We start from the raw sequence: 18,714 nt of genomic DNA, 5'->3' as shown, positions 1-18,714 counted from the left end.
GTCACCGCGCGGCCGGCTCGCCCCAGCCCGGTCACCCCTGCCCGTCACCCGGCCCCGTTCACCACAGCCCGGTCACCCCGGCGCCCGGTCACGCAGGGCCCGCTCACCCCAGCCCCCGTCACCCCTGCCCACTGTCGTCCGGCCACACCGTGATGTGGTCCTCCTCCAGGTCCAGGGCCACCCGGTCCCGCATGCCCAGTGCTCGCGTGTACTCGGCCGGCAGTTGAAGGCGGCCCGCGCGGTCGAGCATGGCGTACTCGCGGGCGACCACCGTCTCGTGGCCGGTGGCCTCGTCGACCTCGCTGCGGCGCAGCACCTCAGTGGAGGTACGGCCGTCGCGGATGGCGACCGTGCGGCGGACCTCGGTCGCCACGGCCCGGTCGTGGGTGACCACGACGATCGTGGTGCCCAGCTCCTCGTTGGCCGTGCGGAACGCGGCGAAGATCTGCTGCGCGGTGTGGGAGTCCAGCTCACCGGTGGGCTCGTCGGCCAGCAGCACCGCCGGGTCGTTCGCGAGGGCCACGGCGATGGCGACGCGCTGCTGCTGCCCGCCGGACATCTGGTGCGGCCGGCGGTCCCGGCAGTCGGCGACCTGCATCAACTCCAGGAGCGCCAGGGCCCGTTCGCTCCGCTCCCGCTTGGGCGCGCGGGTCAGCTGGAGCGGCAGGGCGACGTTCTGGACCGCCGTGAGATAGGGCAGCAGATTGCGGGAGGTCTGCTGCCAGATGAAGCCGACCACCTTGCGCCGGTAGTGCAGGCGGTCCTTCGCGGTCATCGCGAGCAGATCGTGCCCGGCCACCCGCGCCGCGCCGGCCGTCGGCGTGTCCAGCCCGGCGAGGATGTTCATCAGGGTGGACTTGCCGCTGCCCGAGGCCCCCACCAGCGCCATGAGCTCGCCCTCGCGTACGAGCAGGTCGAGCCCCTGGAGCGCCTGGACCTCCACGCCGTCCGCCGAGAAGATGCGGACCAGCCGGTCGCAGGTGATCAGGGCGTCATGGCCGTAGACGGGCGCCTGGCGGGCCGAGGTCACCCGGTCGGCGAGGTCGGTCAGGGTCGGATGCGCAGTCATAGAAGTCCTCGCTCGGCCGCCGTAACGGATGCCTGTGCGCCGCTACGGTCATCGGCGCGCGTTCTCATCGCGTGTCACCCACCCTCAACTCCCGTACGGATCCCCGCCGTCCGCTCCACCACGCCTGAAGCGCGGCCACTCCCACCGTCACCGCGAGCACGGCCAGCGCCGGCACCGTCAGCGACACGAGGTCGGTGTGCAGCCGGGAGCCGTCGAAGGACGTGGACGCCGTCGGCAGGGCGAGGGCGCTCAGATCGACGCCGGGGGAGAGCAGCAGAATGGTGGCCCAGCCGGTCAGGGTGCCGCCCACCGCGGCCAGCGCGGCCTGGGGGAGGGACTCCAGGACGAGCAGCCGGCGGCCCTGCGCCCGGGTGAGGCCCATGGTCCGGAGCCGGGCCAGTAGGGCGCCGCGCTCGGGGGCCGTCCGCAGCAGTGTCAGCAGCAGGGCGAGGACGGCGTACGCGGAGCCCGCCGCGACCGCCCCCGTGTAAAGGCGCTCGGCGCCGGACTGGAGGGGCGAGTCGACGTAACCGGCGCGCACGACGGACCGCAGTTCCACGGCCGGACCGGGGCCGACCGCCTTCGTCAGCGCCGCCCGGTCCAGGCCGCCGCCCGTCAGCAGCAGCGCGGTGGGCCGGGCCGCCCGGGCGCTCAGGCCGGCGCGGTCGACCACCAGGAACTCCTCCCCGGCGACCGCCGGGGTGCGGTCCCGGACGAGGGCGATCCGCACGTCGATGCTGCTGCCGTCCTCCAGGCGCACCGGGAAGACGGAGGTGCCGTAGGTGGCGGCGACGGCCGGCGAGGCGATCGCCGGGAGCGGCGCGCCCTTCCGGGCCTTCAACGCGCCCTCGGTGAACGGCCCGAGGCCGGTCCGGTGCGCCAACTCCGCGTAGGTGTCCGGGTCGACGCCCGCGAGCGGCAGGTAGGTGCGCCCGTCCAGCGGGTTGGCGTGGTAGGTGATCGCGGCCTCGGCCATCGCGCGCACCCCGGGGGTCTCGCGGACCTTGCCGGGCATGTCCGACGGCAGCGCGGCGATCGCCTCGACGCGGCCGTCGGCGCCCACCGCGAGGAGCGCGGCGTGGTCGCGGGCCTCGGCCACGCCCGCCAGGACGGAGCCGCCGAACGCCGCGGTGGTCAGCGCGGTCAGCAGCGCCAGCAGCGGCAGCGCCGTCGACGCGGAGGTGCGGCCCGCGCGGGCCAGCGACAGTGGGGTCACCAGGCCCCGCAGCCGGGTGGCGGGCCGGGCCAGACCGCGCAGCGGGAACGGGTAGAGGCGGACCAGCACCAGCGCGGCGATCACCCCGACCAGCACCGGCGCCAGGCTCATCAACTGCCCCCCGTCGGTGCCCTGGCGGCGCAGGCTCGCCACCGCGCCGGCGGCGAGGGCGACGAGGGTGAGCTCCGCGACCGTACGGCGCCGGGACGGTCGTACCGACACGACGTCCTCGCGGCCCGCGTGCACCCGGACCCGGCGATGGGCGGCGGCCGCGCGCAGCGGGAGCGCGGCGCAGGCGGCGGCGGTGACGGCGAGGGCCGCGAGCAGTGCGGGCAGCGCACGGCCGCCGGGCACGGCGAGCAGCGCCGCGGCCAGGCCGAGGGCGCCGGCGGGCACGGCGACGACCGCCGTCTCGGCCAGCAGCCGGCCGGCGAGGCCGCGCAGGGAGGCGCCACGGGCGCGCAGCAGGGCGAGTTCGGTGCGCCGCCGGTCCGCGGCCAGGCCGCCCGCCATCGCCAGGACGACGACGGCGACCGTGCCCGTGCCGGAGGCGGCGACGGAGATCAGCGGGGAGATGCCCGAGCGCAGCCGGCCGTAGGCGCCGAGAACCTCGTCGAGCTCGGTGCCCACCTGGGCGTCCGGGTCGGTGGCCGTGCGCATCCGCCGCAGGCCGGGGCCCGACTCCAGGGACGCCACGGCCGCTTTGAGGCCGTCCAGGTCGTGGCTGTGCAGGGCGGCCGGGTCGGGGGCCACCTGCCAGTAGCGGAAGGGCTGCCCCGGGGTGCCCAGCAGGGCGGGCGCGGCCTCGGGGGCGAGCAGGAGGGCGCCCTTCCAGTACTTGTCGGCCTCCAGGACGTCCCCGGGCAGCCGGACCAGGTACGGGGTGCGCAGCAGCGGCTGGGTGGACCACCAGGCGCCGGCCCGGTCGCGCGGGGCGACGATCCCGGTGACGCGGACGACGAGCGGGGCGCGGTCCGCGCCGGGCACGTGCAGGACCGAACCCACCGCGATGTGCAGGGTCTTGGCGGTGTCGGTGCTCACGGCGGCCTCCACCTCGGCGGTCCCCGCGGTCACCTGCCCGGTCGCGCGCGGCAGCCGGCCGGCGCTCACCCGGCCGTGCTGGGCGAGGCCCTGCTGCGCGGCGAGCGCGAACCGGGCGGGCAGCTTGCTCGGCTGCGGCAGCCAGGGCTCCGGCACCTCCTGGGCCTCACTGGTGATCACGCCGTACGACGACTGGTTCCGGTCGGCGACGAGCGGCCGCTGGACCGTGCCGAGGACCTTGGCCTGGAGCGCGGCCAGCGGGCCGGGGCGCAGGGACTCCTCGCGCTCCTCCTGCGTGGCGTCGTAGGCGGGCGGCGGCGCGGCGAGCTGCACGCTGGTCCGGTCGGGCTTCGCCTGCCGTACGGCCTGGCGCAGCCCGGAGTCCTCGTAGCGGTCGACGGCCCGGGGGAAGCCGGCGGCGAGGAACGCCGTCACCGCGACGAGCAGCGCGAGGGCGAGCGCCCCGGCCGGGGCGGCCCGCAGCCGTGTCCGGACCCAGGGTGCGACGACCCGGTCGCGCCGGTGGACGGTCACCACCTCACTCCCCCTCCCTCAGCAGCCGCACCGTGTCCGTGCGCCGCACCGCGAGCACTCCGGTGACCAGGACGGGGACGGCGGCCACCGCGGCGAGCAGCAGCGCCACCCGGGCCGGCGGCAGCTGGACCAGGACGTCCGGGACCGGCCGGGTGGCCTCCCCGGTCAGCACGATCAGGGGGAGCACGGCCCGGGTCAGGACGGTCCCCAGCAGGGTGCCCACGAGCAGCGCCAGCACCACCAGCACGCCGTGCTCGACGGCGACCGTACGGGCCAGCCGGCGGCGCGGGGCGCCCAGCGCGCGCAGCACCGCGAACTCGGTGTCCCGCTCGCGCAGCGAGCCCGCGGCGCTCACCGCGAAGCCGAGCGCGGCCAGCACGGCGGCCATCGCCGCCGCCGCGGTGAACGCGGCCTCGGGGCCCGCCCCGAACGGGTCGTCGCGCAGCTCGGCGGCGATCTCGTCCCGCACCACGACCCGCGAGGGATCCATGTCGGGGCGGGCCCGCAGGGCGGCCGCGACGGAGGCCGGATCGCCGGTGGTGCGCAGCCACCACTCGGTGGGCGTGACCCCGGTGCCGTAGCGCTGCGCGAGGAGCCGGTTCACGGCGCGCAGGTCGAGGAGCAGGGCGCCGCCGTCGCTCGCCTGCTCGCCGGTCGTCGGCAGGGCGCGCACCGCGCGCACGACGCGGACGGAGAGGTTCTGGCCGCCGAGGGCGATGTCCACGCGGTCGCCCGGGTGGGCGCCCGTGGAGTCCAGGAAGCGGTCGGTGGCCAGGGCGGTGAGCTCGGCGGGGCGCGGCTGGGCGGCCCGGACGCGCACGGTGAGCGACTGATCGGCGAAGAGGTCGGGCGTGTAGCCGGTGCCGTAGTCGACGGTCGGCGGGCCGGTGGCGGTCAGGGCCGGCGGGACCGGGCGGGTGCTGGGGTCGGGGAAGCCGTCGTTCGGGTCGATGCTGGAGACCGCCGTCCACGCGCTCGGCAGGGTGAGGGGGCGCGGGGCGCCGTCGGCGCCGGTGGCGGTCAGCGCGCCGAGGGCGAGCCGGTGCTGCTCGGCGCGACGGTGCGGCACGGGCGTCACGAGGGACAGCTCGGTGAAGGTCGACACGCCCTGGGAGCCGGGCAGTTCGACGGCGAGGACGTGCGGCCGCCCGTCGGCGGCCAGCGTCCCGGCGGGCATCCGGTACGGGGTACCGCGGTCGTCCTCCAGGACCAGCCAGGTGTCGGCGGCCAGAGCGGCGCGGGCGGCGCGGGGCGCGCGCAGCGTGACGGTCAGGGCCAGCCGCGTCGTACCGGCGGGGACGACGGCACCCCGCGCCGCCGTCGGCCGACCGAGGCCCGTGATCAGGTCGGCCGGGGGCCCGGGGGCGAGGTCGGGGCGCATGAGGACGGTGTGCGCCGCGTGGGCCGTGTCCAGGGCCAGGACCGTGGCCGTGCGGTCGCCGGAGAGGGGGAGCTCGGTGCGGACGGCGGGGGCGGCGTCACTCACGTGGGGCAGGGTGGCGTACGCCTGCGTGCTGCCCAGCGGGGTGTCCCCGGCGGCGAGCACCCGCACCGGCGCCCCGGCCCGGAAGTCGGCCTGGTCGTCCTGCGAGCGGCCCCACGAGGAACCCTGACCGATCGCCAGCACGCCGAGCGCCACCGCGAGGACGAGCAGCAGCACCGGGCCCGCGCCGCGTCCCGGCCGGCGGCTGAGCTGCCAGCCGGCGAGCGCCGTGGTCAGTCCCCGTCCGCGTGTCGCCCGCCGCTCGGCGAGGCGGGCGGCCGGCGGCAGCAGACGCAGCGTCAGGACCGTGCCGCCGAGCAGGGCCAGGGCGGGCGCGGCGACCAGCAGCGGGTCGATGCCGAGGGTTCCGCCGGTGTCCGCGCTCACCGCTCCGGACGTACGGCTGTCCAGCTGCCAGTAGGCGACCCCGGCGACCACCGCCAGCCCCAGGTCGGCGCCGGCGCGCAGCGGGGCGGGCAGGGCGCTGCCGCGCACGGCACGGGCGCCGGGCGGGGACAGCGCGGGCAGGGTCACCGCCAGGGCGCAGCCCAGGGCCACCCCGGCCGCCGTCAGCCACACGGCGAGCCGCCCGCCCGCCGGAACGTCGACGTGCAGCCCGATACGGGCCAGCGCGCCCTGCCCGGCGAGCAGCCGGGTCAGCGGACCCGCGAGCAGCGGGGCGATCAGCAGAGCGGGCAGCGCCAGCAGCAGCGCCTCCCGGGCGGCGAGGCCCGCGAGCGCGGCGCGGGAGGCGCCGCGGGCGCGCAGCAGCACGGTCTCGCCGGTGCGTTCGGCGGCGAGCAGCCGGGCCACCAGCAGCAGCGCGCAGGCCGCGAGGAGGGCGAGCTGGAGGGCGACGATCAGCAGGGTGGAGCGGGAGACGAGCAGGGAGCGTTCGACCCGGTCGAGGACGTCGGGCAGGCCGGTGGTCGCGGTCGTCTCGGCCGGTGCACCGCCCTTGACGGCCACCTGGCGCAGGGCGGCCGCCTCCTCGCGGGCGGAGGCACGCAGCGCGTCGATCCGCCCGGTGCGCAGGTGCGTGAAGTCGGCCGACGCGAGCCACGCCGTGCGACCGGCGCTCACCCGGCCGCCGGTGACGACGGAGGGAGCGGTCAGCAGGGGGCCGTACGTGGTGAAGTCGGAGATCTTGACGCCCCGGCCGGCGAGGTCGTCGAGGCGCCAGTAGGGGGAGGCGGGGTCGGTGGGCCGGTACACGCCGGTGACGAGGATCCGTACGGGCGGGCCGTCGAGCCGGTCGGTGAGGGTGAGGCGGGCGCCCGGCACCAGCCGCAGCCGCCCGGCGGCGGCCTCGGGCAGGGCCACCTCGACATCCCGCGCGCCCGCCCGCGGCAGCCGACCCGCACTGAGCCGCACTTGGGCGGAGTCGAACGCGGCGAAGTAGGTGAGGTCGGGCTCGGTGGTGGCAGTGGTCCCGGCGGCAGCGGTGGTCCCGGCCCCCGCCTCGCCGGTGCGTGCCGTGATGGGCAGGGCGTACGGGCCGGAGCGCAGCAGGGTTCGTACGGTCACCGGCAGGCCGTCGAAGGCGCGGCGCGCACCCGCGCGTACGGCGGTGTCGACGGTCGCGCGGCGGTCGGCCGTGATGTCGGCCTTGACGACGAGCGCGGCGTCGGCGGCGTTGCGCGGGTCGGCCAGGGAGTGGCGCAGGGCCGCGTCGCCGATGGCGCCCGAGAACGCGGTCAGGGCCGCGAGGACGGACGTGGTCAGCAGGACGGTGAGCAGCGCCGCGGTGACCAGCGGACGGTGCGCACGCGCGCGTGCCAGGACGAGCGCGGCATGCCCCGTCCGTCCCCCCGACATCCTCACCCGGCTTCCCCCAAGCCTCAGTTGGCCTGATCGTCCAGGCCTCTTGGTGATGTTGTCAGACGGCAGGGGCCGAGGTTAAGCGTTTGCGGAGCGGGCTTGACCGGATCGTGACCGGAATCCGACGTTCTATGACCGGAATCCGGGATGCGGGGCCTACGGGCCGTCTACTCCGGGGTGTTGACCATCGACGCGGCCGCGTACGTCAGGTAGTGCCACAGGGTCTGCTCGTGCTCCTCGGACAGCCCCAGCTCCTCGACGGCGACCCGCATGTGCCGCAGCCACGCGTCGTGCGCGGCCCGGTCGACGACGAAGGGGGCATGCCGCATGCGCAGCCGGGGGTGGCCGCGGTTCTCGCTGTACGTCGTCGGTCCGCCCCAGTACTGCATGAGGAACAGCACCAGGCGCTCCTCGGCCGGACCCAGATCCTCCTCCGGGTACATCGGCCGCAGCAGAGGATCCTCGGCGACCCCCTCGTAGAAACGGTGGACCAGCCGGCGGAAGGTCTCCTCCCCGCCGACCTGCTCGTAGAAGGTCTGCTCCTGAAGCGTGCCGCGCCGAATCTCTTTCACGCCCCCCATGGTCTCAGACGGGGAGACCCAGGACTTGGGGCTTAGGACCCGCCGACGGCGCCACGGGGTCACCGGGCATGGCCGCTACGGGGTGACCGGGCGTTCGAAGAAGGTCTCCAGTACGACCGTGGCCTGGGTGCCGCTGACGCCGTCGATGGCGTAGACGCGGCGCAGCACGTCCTGGAGCTGCTCCGTCGTCGCGGTTCTGACCTTGAGGAGGACCGAGGCGCTCCCGGCGATGACGTGCGCCTCCTGGATCTCGGGGATCGCCGCGAAGAGCTCGCCCGAGTCGCCCACCCAGCTCGTCGAGTCGACCATCACGAAGGCGAGCACGCCCCGTCCGATCGCCGCCGGATCGACGTCGATCGACGTCCGGCGGATCACGCCCCGCTCGCGGAGCTTGCGCACCCGCTCATGGGTCGCCCCCGCGGACAGCCCGACGGCCCGGCCCAGCGCCGCGTACGGCGTCGAGGCGTCCTGCTGGAGCAGGGTGAGCAACTGCCGGTCGACGTCGTCCATGGGATCTCCTTCGGGAAAGTGCTTGATCAGCCGAACGCCATTCTGCATAGTTTGGATCCATCAGATCAACATTCGGAATATCTGAGGGTGAGGGTGACGGGATGGCGGGCGACCGACCGCAGGTGTACGAGATTCTCGACGAGCGGTTCCGCACGGGCCGATGCCACGCGGGTGACTCGAAGCTGGAGACGCTGTACGAGGGCTGCCGCTGGGCCGAGGGCCCCCTCTACGTCCCGGCCGGCCGGTATCTGGTGTGGAGCGACATCCCCAACGACCGCCTGCTGCGCTGGGACGAGACCACCGGCGCCGTCGGCGTCTTCCGCTCGCCCGCCGGCCACCCCAATGGCAACACCCTGGACCACGAGGGCCGTCTCATCACCTGCGAGCAGGGCAACCGCCGCGTCACCCGCACCGAGCACGACGGCTCGATCACCGTGCTCGCCGACCGCTACCGGGGCAAGCGGCTCAACAGCCCGAACGACGCCGCCGTGCGCAGCGACGGCTCGATCTGGTTCTCCGACCCCGACTTCGGCATCACCACCGACTACGAGGGCCACCGGGCCGAGAGCGAGATCGGCGCCCGCAACGTCTACCGCGTGGATCCCGCAACCGGCGAGGTGCGACTGGTCGCCGACGGCTTCGACGGCCCCAACGGCCTCGTCTTCTCGCCCGACGAGAGCCGGCTGTACGTCTCGGACAGCCGGGCCAACCACATCCGCGTCTTCGACGTCCACGACGACGGCACGCTCTCCGACGGCGAGGTCTTCGTCGAGTGCAAGCTCGGCAACTTCGACAACATCCGCTTCGACGACGACGGCCGGCTCTGGGCCGCCGCGATGCACGGCGGCGTGCACTGCTACGACCCGGACGGCACCCTGCTCGGCCGCGTGCTCGTCCCCGACGTCGTCGCCAACATCCGCTTCGGCGGCGCCAAGCGGAACCGCATGTTCATCGCGGCCGACACCGCGCTCTACTCCCTCGTCATGTCCGTCACCGGCACCCCGGCCCTGCCGACCGCCCGCCGATGACATCAAGGCGGGTCGGCTCGCAGCGCCGGGTGGGCTCGCCTCGCGCCTTCTCCGGCAGGACAGTGGAGGCATGAGCGGAGACGCGCTCGACAAGGAGCTGGCGGACCTCGCCGTCACGGCGCGGGCCGGGCTGGTGCGCGAGATCGAGGCGAGCGGGGCCTTCGCCGCCGACCCGCGATGGAAGGAGGCGTTCGCCGCGGTCCCGCGCCACCTCTTCGTGCCGTACTACTACGTCGCCGGCCCGGGCGGCTACGAACGCCGCTGGGGCGAGAGCCCCGACCCCGCCGCCCGCGAGCGCTGGCTGCGCGGCGCCTACGCCGACACCCCGCTGGCCACCCGGCTGCGCGACGGCGAGCTCATGTCGTCCAGCAGCCAGCCCTCCCTCATGGCGCTGATGCTGGCCGAACTGCGCGTCGAGGACGGCGACCGCGTGCTGGAGATCGGCGCCGGCACCGGCTACAACGCCGCGCTGATGTCGTACCGCCTCGGCGACGACCATGTGACCACCGTCGACCTCGACCCCGAGATCACCGAGGCCGCGCGTCGGCATCTGGACGCCGCCGGGTACCATCCCGCCGTCCTCACCGGGGACGGGGCGCGCGGGGCGCCGGAACGGGCGCCGTTCGACCGGATCATCGCGACCTGCGCGCTGAACACGGTGCCGCCGGCCTGGCTCGCCCAGGGGCGGACCGGCGCGCGCATCCTCACCCCGTTCGCCACCGGACTGATCACGCTGACCGTCCGGGACCCGGAGTACGCCGAGGGCCCGTTCCTCCACAGCCCCGCCTACTTCGTCCCCCTGCGCGGCAACGGGCGCCCCGAGCCGGAGCCGGTCGCCCTGGGCGGGGTGCCGAGCCGGGCCAGGGACGACGATCTGTTCCGCTTCCTGGTGGCGCTGACCCGGGGCGTCCTCGAACCGCAGGAGGCGTACGCGCTGTGGGAGCGCGAGGGCAGGCCCGGGCGCGAGCGGTACGGCATCACGGTCGAGAGCGGCCGGGCCTGGGCCTGGCTGGACGACCCGGAGGGGCCGTACGCCTGGCCCCTCCCGGGCTGGTCCTGACCTACGGTTGTACGTCTACGACGGCACCGCTCAACCGCGCCGGATCGTGATCGTCGTCCAGGCGCCCACGTGCACCCGGTCGCCGTCCTGGAGCGGCACCGGCACGAACGGCTGGATCGGCTCGTCCGAGTGGTTCACCGTGGTGCCGTTCGTCGAGTTCTGGTCGACGACCGCCCAGGTGCCGTCCGGCTGCTGGACCAGGACCGCGTGCTGGTGCGAGACGCCCGGGTCCTCCGGCGGCACCGACAGGTCGATGTCGGGGGTCTCGCCGGTGGAGTGCCGGCGGCGGCCGATGGTGACCTGGTTGCCGGTGAGCGTGCGCTGCTGCTCGGGGGAGTACGCGGGCAGATTCAGGCCCGCGGCCTCGGGGCCGGAGCGCTGCATCATCGCCATGAAGTACTCGCGGTCCGGGCCGATCGTCGCCGTCCAGGTGGCCGGCTGCTGCGGGAACGCGGGGCCGGGCACGGGTGGGGGCGCCTGGGTGGCACCGGCGGGCGGATAGCCGTAGCCACCGCCCTGCGGAGCACCGCCGGGGCCGCCGGGACCGCCGGAGGGCGGCGAGATCACCCAGTCGTCGTCACCGCCGCCGAAGGCGGGGCCGGCCGGCGCGGGCCGCTGCGGGGCCTCCTGGGGGAACGCGGGCGGCGCGGGCGGACCGGCGGGACCACCGGCCGACTGGAACGCCTGCGGACCACCCGGACCGCCGGGGCCGCCCTGCTGACCGGGGGCACCGGGGAACCCGGGCGGAGGGGGAACGGGACGCGACGGATCGGCCCCGAAGCCGGAGGGGCCACCGGGACCGCCGGGACCACCAGGCCCACCAGGACCGGAAGGACCACCGGGGCCGCCAGGACCACCGGGCGCGCCGAAGGGGCCGCCGTGAGTACCAGGCGCGCCGGGGCCGCCAGGGGCACCGGGACCGCCGGGACGCCCGGGACCGCCGAAGGGCTCACCGGGACCGCCGGGACGCCCCGGACCGCCGAAGGGCTCACCGGAGCCGCCGGGGCCACCCGGACCGCCGGGCGCGCCGAACGGCCCGCCATGGCCGCCACCAGGACCGCCGGAGCCGCCAGGCCCACCAGGCATGCCCGAGCCCCCGGGCGCACCCGGACCCGCAGGACCGCCGGGGCCCCCGGGGCCACCCGGGCCGCCGCCGAACGGCCCGCCAGGAGTGTTAGGGCCGCCGACCGTCCGCGCAGGCTCACGCCCGAAGGGCGCTCCGCCGGACGTCGCGCCCGGGCCGGTCCCCGGCGCCGTGGAGCCGTTCGGTCCGTTCGGGTCGCCGCCGAAGGGCGGGCCCGACGGGATCGGTTCGGCCGGGCGGTTCACCTGGGACGGCCGGGAGCTCTGGTAGTCGAAGGCGTCACTGCCCCCGAAGGAGGGCGGCGGCGGAGCGAACCGCCCACCGGGAGCGCCGGGACCACCCGGAGCACCGGGACCCCCGGGACCGCCCGGGCCGCCCGGAGCCGGCGTCTGCGGGCGCGGAGCCGCGGGCGTGTACGACGTGGCCGTGTTCGTCAGGAAGTTCCACCGGCACTCCTCGCAGAAGGGCGCTCCGCCCTCGCGGGGTGTGCGGCACTGCGGGCACAGCTCCGGCTCGTGCTCCGGTACGGCGGACAGATGCCGGCCGGGAGCGCCGGGCGCGGGCGGCGGAAAACCGTATCCGCCGCCGGCCGGGGGAGGCGGCGGAGGGGGCGGGGGCACGGCACCGGCCATGCGGTGACCGCAGACCTCGCACCAGTCGTCGGAACCCGACTGGTGTCCGTTCGGGCAGGTCGGCATGTCGGCGCTTCCCCCTCTCCTTCTCGTCCTACTGGGTCACTTCTTTACACGAACAGTCTTGGTGGACCGGGTCTCGAGGGTCATCTCGTCGGCCTCGGCGACCTTCGCCTTCAACCGCACAGTACCCGTCGCGGCGTCGACGACGTCCACCACCTTCGCAAGCAGTTTCGCAGTATCCGCGTTACCGGAAGCGCTTGCCAGCTGAACGGCCCGCCCCAGTTTGGCCGTTGCTCCATCCATATCGCCTGCTTTACGCAGATCGAGCCCTTGTTGGATGGCCTGGGCCAGTTCGGCCTGGCCGGTGTAGTGGGCGACCTGGGGGTTGATCGACGTGGAGGCGGCCATGTCGTCGGTCCACACGGCCCGTACGAGGCCCTGGGCGCCCAGGTTCTGCGCGCTGCCGTCGGGCTGGGGGATCACCAGGGAGACGCGCGCGGCGAGCATCTCCTGGCCGATGTGCGCGGCCGGGACCTCGACGCACACGTGGTAGTCGCGCGACTCGTCGCCCCAGGAGCCGGTGGGGTAGTCGCCCGCGCGGGGCCCGGCCTCGGTGCGGCGGTCGGTCAACTGCTCGACGGTCGGGGCGACTTGCTTGACGAACTTGATCGTCGTGCCGACGGGGGTCCACAGCCGCAGGGCGACGTCGGCGACCTCCTTGCCCATGGCCGTCTCCATCATCCGCGTGAAGTCGGCGGCGAGGCCGGCCGGGTCGGCGACGATGTCGGCGGTGCCGAGCAGGGCGGAGGCGATTCCTGTGACTTCTTTCACTTCCCAGTCGGTGCCCACGCCCCGGGCGTCACAGGTGAAGCGTCCGGCGCAGGAGTCCAGGGCGGCCTTGAGGTCCTCGGGCGACTCGTGCTCGTTGCGGCCGTCGGTGAGCAGGATGCCGTGCCGGATGGCGACGTCGGCCGTGGACAGCAGGCGGTCGGCGAGCCGCAGCCAGGTGCCGATCGCCGTGCCGCCGCCCGCGCTGAGCCGGCGCAGCGCCTGCTTGGCCTGCTCGCGGGTGGTGGGGTCGGCGACCGCGAGGCGGCCGCCGCCGGGGTAGACCTCCTTGGCGACATGGGTGCCGCCGATCACCGCGAAGTGCGTGCCGTCGCGCAGGGTGTCGATGGCGGCGGCGGTCGCGTCGCGGGCGTTGCGCATCTTGGTGGGCGGGTAGTCCATCGAGCCCGAGCAGTCCACCATGAGCGCGACCGCGGCGGAGGGGCCGGCCGTGGAGCCGTAGAGGTGCGGTGCGGCGACCGCGCTGCCGACCGTGCCGCCGCCGGTCGAGGTGACGGTGACGATGGCGTTGACCTCGCGGCCGCCCTCGGGCAGGTACTCGTTCTGGTAGACGTCCACCGAGAACTGCGGCGCGTTCGACTTCGAGAAATTGGCCATACCTACTCAAATCCCCCTAGGAGTCCCTGCCTACGGCAGGTGAAATGACTGGTCCGCACCGGCCCCCACCGGTGCGGCGCGTTTCCCCGTGTTCGTCTGTGTTCGTGGCCTCAGGCCGATCCTGCCCCCTGCGACGGCGCGGGGAACGGCACGACGGCCACTGTTACGTTGTCGTGGCCCCCGCCGTCGAGGGCGTGCCCGACCAGGACGCGGGCGCCGTGCAGGGGGCGGGCGGCGGCGTCGAGGGGCACCGTGTCGGCCATCTCCTGCGCGGCCTCGGCGTAGTTCCACAGGCCGTCCGTGCAGACCACGACCACGCCCGGCCGGTCCGGCTTGAAGGACGCGGTGTGCGGCTCCAGTTCGTAGGCGTCCGCGCCGAGCCAGCCGGTGATCGCGTGGGCGCGCTCGTCGGCGTACGCCTCGGCCTCGTTCATCAGGCCCGCGGCGACCATCTGCGCGGCCCAGGAGTCGTCCTCGGTGAGCCGGGCGGGCGGGCCGGAGCGGTCGGCCGGGACCCAGTAGGCGCGGCTGTCGCCGACCCAGCCGACGACGAGCAGGCCGGCGGTGACGACCGCGCCGACGAGGGTGCAGGCGGGGGCGTTCTGGTGCGGGGCGTGCTCGCGGGCGGTGGCCGGTTCCTCGGCGAGCGCGTTGACCGCGTGGGAGGCGGCCACGATCGCGTCGTGCATGGCCTGCTGCGGATGCGTGCCCAGCGGGAGCGCGGCCAGCAGCGACTCGCTCGCGGCCCGGGACGCGGCCAGCGAGGCGTCGTCGGGGCGGGTCGCCGAGGAGACCCCGTCGCACACGATCGCCACGGACGCCGGGGAGCCGTCGGGCAGCGCGGCCTGGCCGAGGGCGAACGCGTCCTCGTTGCGGTGGTGGCGCAGCCCGCGGTCGCTGACGGCGGCGACCGGCCCGCACTCCTGCTCCATGTGGTCGCGTTCGCGCGGCTGGGCGTGCCCGCAGTTCTCGCAGTAGCCGTCGCCGTCGACGCGGCCCGCGCGGCAGGCCACGCACAGCTGCACGGTCTCGGCGGCCGCGGCGGCCACCCGCGGGTCCGGCGCCTGGAGCGGGTACTCGTCGGGCTCCGGCGGCCGGTCGAACCGTACGCCGGGGGCGGGCGGGACCGGTGAGCCGTTCAGGGCCGGCGTGGGATGGTCGTGGGCCTGGGCCGGGTCCTGGGCCGGATCGTGGTCCTGGCCCGGATCCCGGTCCCGGTCCGGGGTGTTCGGCTGGGCGGCGGACAGGTCGTAGCCGCACACACCGCAGAAACGGTCACCCGATTCGAGGGGTTCCGCGCAGCTCGGGCACGTCGACAGGGCGGCCTGCCGGGGCATCTGGGTCATCGACTACACCCACGTCCGGGGGCGGTAACGGTTGGCACGTTCCACCAGTTCGATCCTCTCCTCACCGCCGGTGGCCAGCCGGGCCAGCGTGCGGTACGAGCGCTCCAGGCCGAAGCGCAGGCCCCGCTCGTCCAGGTCGCTGCCGAGCAGCGTGCGCCGGGCGTCCGGGGCGGTGGCGCGGCCACCGGAGAGTATCCAGTCCAGCGCGCTGCCGAGGACTTCGGCGGACAGCAGCTCGCGCCGGTTCGGGTCCAGCCCGTACGCGTCCAGCGCCTCGACCTGCGCCGCGGCGGCGGTGAGGTCCTCCAGGAAGGGTACGTCCGTGGCGGCGGCGGTCCGCTGCCGCAGGCGCGCCCGTACGGCGGCCACGCGCGCGGCGGTGTAGTGGATGGACGCCTCCGGCACCGACTCCAGGGTCCGTACGGCGCTACGGCGGTCCCCGGCGGCGAGTTGGACGCGGGCGAGGCCGAACGCGGCGCTCACATAGCTGGGGTCGGTCGACCAGACCAGGCGGTAGTACTCGGCGGCGTTGTCGAGCTGGCCGAGGATCTCCGCGCACAGGCCGAGGGCGAGCTTGGGGGCGGGTTCGCCGGGGAACGCGTCGTAGATCGCGTCGAAGGCGAGGGCGGCGCCCTCCTGGTCGCCGGTGACGAGGGCGGCGACGCCGCGGTACCAGACCACGCGCCAGTCGTCGCGCCGTTCGTCCTCCAGCTCGGTCAGGGTGGCGAGGGCGGCGTCGAAGTCGCCGTTCTCCAGCCAGGCCCGCACCTGCCGCAGCCGTGTCTCGACGGAGGGGGCCGGCGCGGCCGCGAGGGCCGCGATCAGCTCGCCGGCGGCCGAGGCCATGAGCCCGGCGAGGAAACCGGCGTTGGGGTCCCCGGGATCGACGTGCGGCACGGGAAGCGCGAGCGCCGCCGCCGCGGAGTCGACGGCCTTGACGAGTCCGGGAGCCCCGGCCGCCGCGGCCGCCGGAGTCGCAGCCGGCGAAGCCCTGCGGGAAGCACGTGCGCCGAGTCGGGACACGTCCTGCGTCAGTCTCGGGACGAGTTCCGTGTCCGTCACCCGGGTCTCCGGGCCGAACAGGGTCGACAGGGCCGGGCGGGCCTGGCCGCTCTGGAGGGACACGACCTCCCGCAGCACGCCCGTCAGCTGCTCCGCCATCTCCTGCGCGGAGGCGAACCGCCGCGCCGGATCGGGGTCGGTGGCCCGCACCAGCAGCCGGTAGAAGGACTCGTAGGTGCGGAACACCTCGATGCTGTCGGGGTCGGGCAGCGAGTCCGCGTAGACGGTGGTGTAGCCCTGGAAGTCGAAGGTGAGGACGGCGAGCGTGCGGCCGACCGTGTACAGGTCGGAGGCGACGGACGGGCCGACGTCGGCGACCTCGGGCGCCTGGTAGCCGACCGTGCCGTAGATCGCGGACTCCTCGTCGTCCATCCGCCGCACCGCGCCCATGTCGATCAGCTTGAGCTGGTCCTCGCTCTGGATGGCGTTGTCGACCTTGAAGTCGCAGTAGAGGAGGTTGCGGCTGTGCAGATGCCCGAGCGCCTCCAGGGCCTCGATGCCGTACGCGCACGCCTGTTCCACCGGCAGCGGGTCGCGGCGGCCGTCGGCCGTGCGGCGGTCGTTGGCGATCTCCTTGAGGGACTTGCCGCCGACGTACTCCATGACGATGTACCCGTCCAGCGAACCCGTCCGCTGGTCGAGGTGCTCCACGAAGTTGTAGATCCGCACGATGTTGGCGTGCTCGATCTCCGCGAGGAAGCGCCGCTCGGAGATCGCGGCGGCCATGGCGTCCTGATCGCCGGTGTCCAGCAGGCCCTTCAGCACGACCCACCGGTCGGAGACCGCCCGGTCCACGGCGAGATAGACCCAGCCGAGGCCGCCGTGCGCGAGACAGCCCACGACCTCGTACTGCCCGTGCACGATGTCGCCGGACGCGAGCTTGGGCACGAAGGAGTACGGATGGCCGCACTTGGTGCAGAAGCCCTCCGTGCGCCCCTCCCGCTCACCGCGCGAACGACCCACCGGCGCACCGCAGTCGGAGCGCGAGCAGAACCGCTTGCGCTCGGGCACCTCGGGGTTCTCCAGCACCATCGCGCGCGGATCGGGCCGGGGCACCTGCGGCACGCTGACCAGGCCGGCGCCGAGCCGGGCCCGCCCGGAGGAGCCGGCGGTGGAGCCGGAGCTGCGCACCGACACCGAGCGGCCGGTCGACTTCCCCGACAGCGAGCGCGACAGCCGCCCGGAGACCGAGCGCCGCGACTTCGACGACTGCGAGGACGTACGGGAGGAGCGGGAACTCCCCTCGGCGGAGGCCTCCTTGCCGCCGCCGGTGATCCCGGTCGAGGGCGAGCCGACCATGCCCGTGCCGGAGACGACCGGGGCGAGACCACAGGTGTCGCAGTACAGCTCGCCGCCGCCCATGTCCTCGTAGGCGCCCTCGCAGCCCGGCCGCTGGCACGCCTGACCTGCCTGACTCATGACCTGCCATCCCCCCTGTGATCCTCGGGCCCGCCCTGGTTCGGCACGCGCGGTCCGCCGAGGAGTTCGGCGGCGAGCTGCTGGTAGCGCAGGACGGCCTGTTCGGCGACGCGCAGGTCGCAGGGCGCGCTCCACAGCATGCGGCGCGCCGCGTCGTAGCGCTCGATGAGGAACGGGTCCTCGGCGAGCCCGTGCCGGGCCACCTTCGCCTTGTACGCGTCGAGGCGGCCGCGCAGCTCGGCACGGACCGCGAGCGGCGCGGTGACGGCGGTCAACGACTCGCGGGCGCGCAGCAGTTCGTCCTCGGCCTTCTGCTCCAGGGCCTCCAGGAGCGGGGACAGCCGGTGCCACTGCGCCTGCCGGCGGTACTCGGCGGCCGTCGCCAGTTGCTCCTGGAGCACGGTCGGCGGGCCGCTGACCACGGGCACCTCCGTCGCGGCGATCTTCGCCAGCACCTCGCCGCGCGCGGTGCGCGCCTCGGCGAGGGTGCGGTCCGCGCGGCTGAGCACGTCCCGCAGCCGCACCAGCCGCTGCTCGGCGTCCTGACGGACCGTCAGTACGGCGTCGATCTCCCGGCGCACGTCCTCCAGCGCGCGCGCCTCACGGTCGTAGACCGTGGTGTCGGGGCGGCCGCCGCCGGGCGCCGAACTGCCCTGCGCGGGCAGCCAGAAGGCGAGCGGATCGGAGACCACCTGCTCGCGCAGCGCGGTGAGCGTGCGCGTGATGCGCTCCAGGTCGTCGCCCGCCGGATGCTCGCCGGGGCGCACGCCCACGGAGTGCGCCAGCCTGCGCGTGCGCTGGAGTTCCGCGGCCAGTAAATCGATCCGCGCGGGCAGCGCCGACCACACCGCGTCGGCGGCGACGACCATGTCCAGCGACGACGCGTACAGCTCGTTCATCCGGTCGACGAGGGCCGTGAGGGAGAACGTCTGGCTGAGCCGGCCCGTGCCGAGCAGCGTGGGCGCGTTCGCCGTGGCGGCGGCGGAGCCCGCGACCGTGACGGACTCGCCGCGCAGCAGATCCGTCAGCTCCACCAGGTCCTCGCGGGAGGACCAGCGGCGCCGCGAACGGATCTCGCGGGCCGTGCGCAACGCGGCCGTGTACGCGTCGAAGTACGTCCACAGCAGCGTTATCGACGCCTCCGTGGCGCTCCAGCGTTCCTGGGTGACGCCGGTGAGCGCGGCCCCTTCGAGGAGTCTGCGGCCCGCGTGGTCCTGGAGGGCCAGCAGCGAGGTCTCGATCGCCTCGTGCTCCTGGCCGAGCCGCGCCAGCGCACGGTCCACCTCGTCCCGGTCCATTACCGGCCCGGGGGGTCCCGTGACGCCCATCGATCACCTCTCGCTGCTGTGGATTGTCCGTCGCCCGGTTTTCTGCCCGCT

At 75.0% G+C, this 18,714-nt stretch carries 12 protein-coding genes; 2 read left to right on the top strand and 10 right to left on the bottom strand.

The annotated features are described in order from the left end of the window. Positions 1-118: 118 nt before the first annotated feature. The 5 genes from ACZ5NW_RS35025 to ACZ5NW_RS35005 form a co-directional block, all read right to left on the bottom strand. A complete protein-coding gene (locus tag ACZ5NW_RS35025) occupies positions 119-1,069 on the bottom strand; it encodes an ABC transporter ATP-binding protein (RefSeq protein WP_468748063.1) in 951 nt (316 codons plus the stop codon). 64 nt (positions 1,070-1,133) lie between these two features. After that, on the bottom strand, positions 1,134-3,860 hold the full coding sequence (locus tag ACZ5NW_RS35020) for an FtsX-like permease family protein (RefSeq protein WP_468748062.1): 2,727 nt from the start codon (positions 3,858-3,860) through the stop codon (positions 1,134-1,136). Positions 3,861-3,864: 4 nt separating this feature from the next. Beyond that, positions 3,865-7,161: an FtsX-like permease family protein gene (locus tag ACZ5NW_RS35015; protein ID WP_468748061.1), complete on the bottom strand. Its 3,297-nt coding sequence runs from the start codon at positions 7,159-7,161 to the stop codon at positions 3,865-3,867. Positions 7,162-7,331: 170 nt separating this feature from the next. Further along, entirely contained in the window at positions 7,332-7,745 is a 414-nt protein-coding gene (locus ACZ5NW_RS35010; RefSeq protein ID WP_468748060.1) for a globin, read from the bottom strand. A gap of 75 nt (positions 7,746-7,820) precedes the next feature. Beyond that, positions 7,821-8,255, bottom strand: coding sequence for an Lrp/AsnC family transcriptional regulator (locus ACZ5NW_RS35005; protein ID WP_468748059.1), 435 nt, complete (start codon positions 8,253-8,255; stop codon positions 7,821-7,823). A gap of 101 nt (positions 8,256-8,356) precedes the next feature. On the opposite strand from ACZ5NW_RS35005, the gene ACZ5NW_RS35000 reads away from it, so the two are divergent. Together ACZ5NW_RS35000 and ACZ5NW_RS34995 are read left to right on the top strand one after the other, a co-directional pair. Beyond that, complete coding sequence (locus ACZ5NW_RS35000; protein WP_468748058.1) at positions 8,357-9,283, top strand: SMP-30/gluconolactonase/LRE family protein; 927 nt, start codon at positions 8,357-8,359, stop codon at positions 9,281-9,283. Between the two features lie 70 nt (positions 9,284-9,353). After that, positions 9,354-10,343 carry a methyltransferase domain-containing protein gene (locus ACZ5NW_RS34995; RefSeq protein WP_468748057.1) on the top strand — a complete coding sequence of 330 codons (990 nt, stop codon included), beginning with the start codon at positions 9,354-9,356 and terminating at the stop codon, positions 10,341-10,343. A 30-nt stretch (positions 10,344-10,373) separates the two neighbouring features. Here ACZ5NW_RS34995 and ACZ5NW_RS34990 read toward each other — a convergent pair whose 3' ends face one another. The 5 genes from ACZ5NW_RS34990 to ACZ5NW_RS34970 form a co-directional block, all read right to left on the bottom strand. After that, positions 10,374-12,125, bottom strand: coding sequence for an FHA domain-containing protein (locus ACZ5NW_RS34990; protein ID WP_468748056.1), 1,752 nt, complete (start codon positions 12,123-12,125; stop codon positions 10,374-10,376). Positions 12,126-12,161: 36 nt separating this feature from the next. Then, the gene (locus ACZ5NW_RS34985) at positions 12,162-13,508 is read right to left on the bottom strand and encodes a vWA domain-containing protein (RefSeq protein ID WP_468748055.1); all 1,347 of its coding nucleotides are present in this window, start codon (positions 13,506-13,508) and stop codon (positions 12,162-12,164) included. 110 nt (positions 13,509-13,618) lie between these two features. Continuing rightward, positions 13,619-14,854 (bottom strand): PP2C family serine/threonine-protein phosphatase, encoded by a 1,236-nt coding sequence (locus ACZ5NW_RS34980; protein WP_468748054.1) that lies wholly within the window; start codon positions 14,852-14,854, stop codon positions 13,619-13,621. 3 nt (positions 14,855-14,857) lie between these two features. Next, positions 14,858-17,335, bottom strand: coding sequence for a serine/threonine-protein kinase (locus ACZ5NW_RS34975; protein WP_468748053.1), 2,478 nt, complete (start codon positions 17,333-17,335; stop codon positions 14,858-14,860). Continuing rightward, positions 17,332-18,663 carry a coiled-coil domain-containing protein gene (locus ACZ5NW_RS34970; protein ID WP_468748052.1) on the bottom strand — a complete coding sequence of 444 codons (1,332 nt, stop codon included), beginning with the start codon at positions 18,661-18,663 and terminating at the stop codon, positions 17,332-17,334. Before ACZ5NW_RS34970 ends, ACZ5NW_RS34975 begins: the two co-directional genes overlap by 4 nt. Positions 18,664-18,714 lie beyond the last annotated feature (51 nt).

It is taken from the genome of Streptomyces sp. NPDC032126, assembly GCF_055580085.1.
This window is presented reverse-complemented; position numbering and strand designations above follow the sequence as displayed.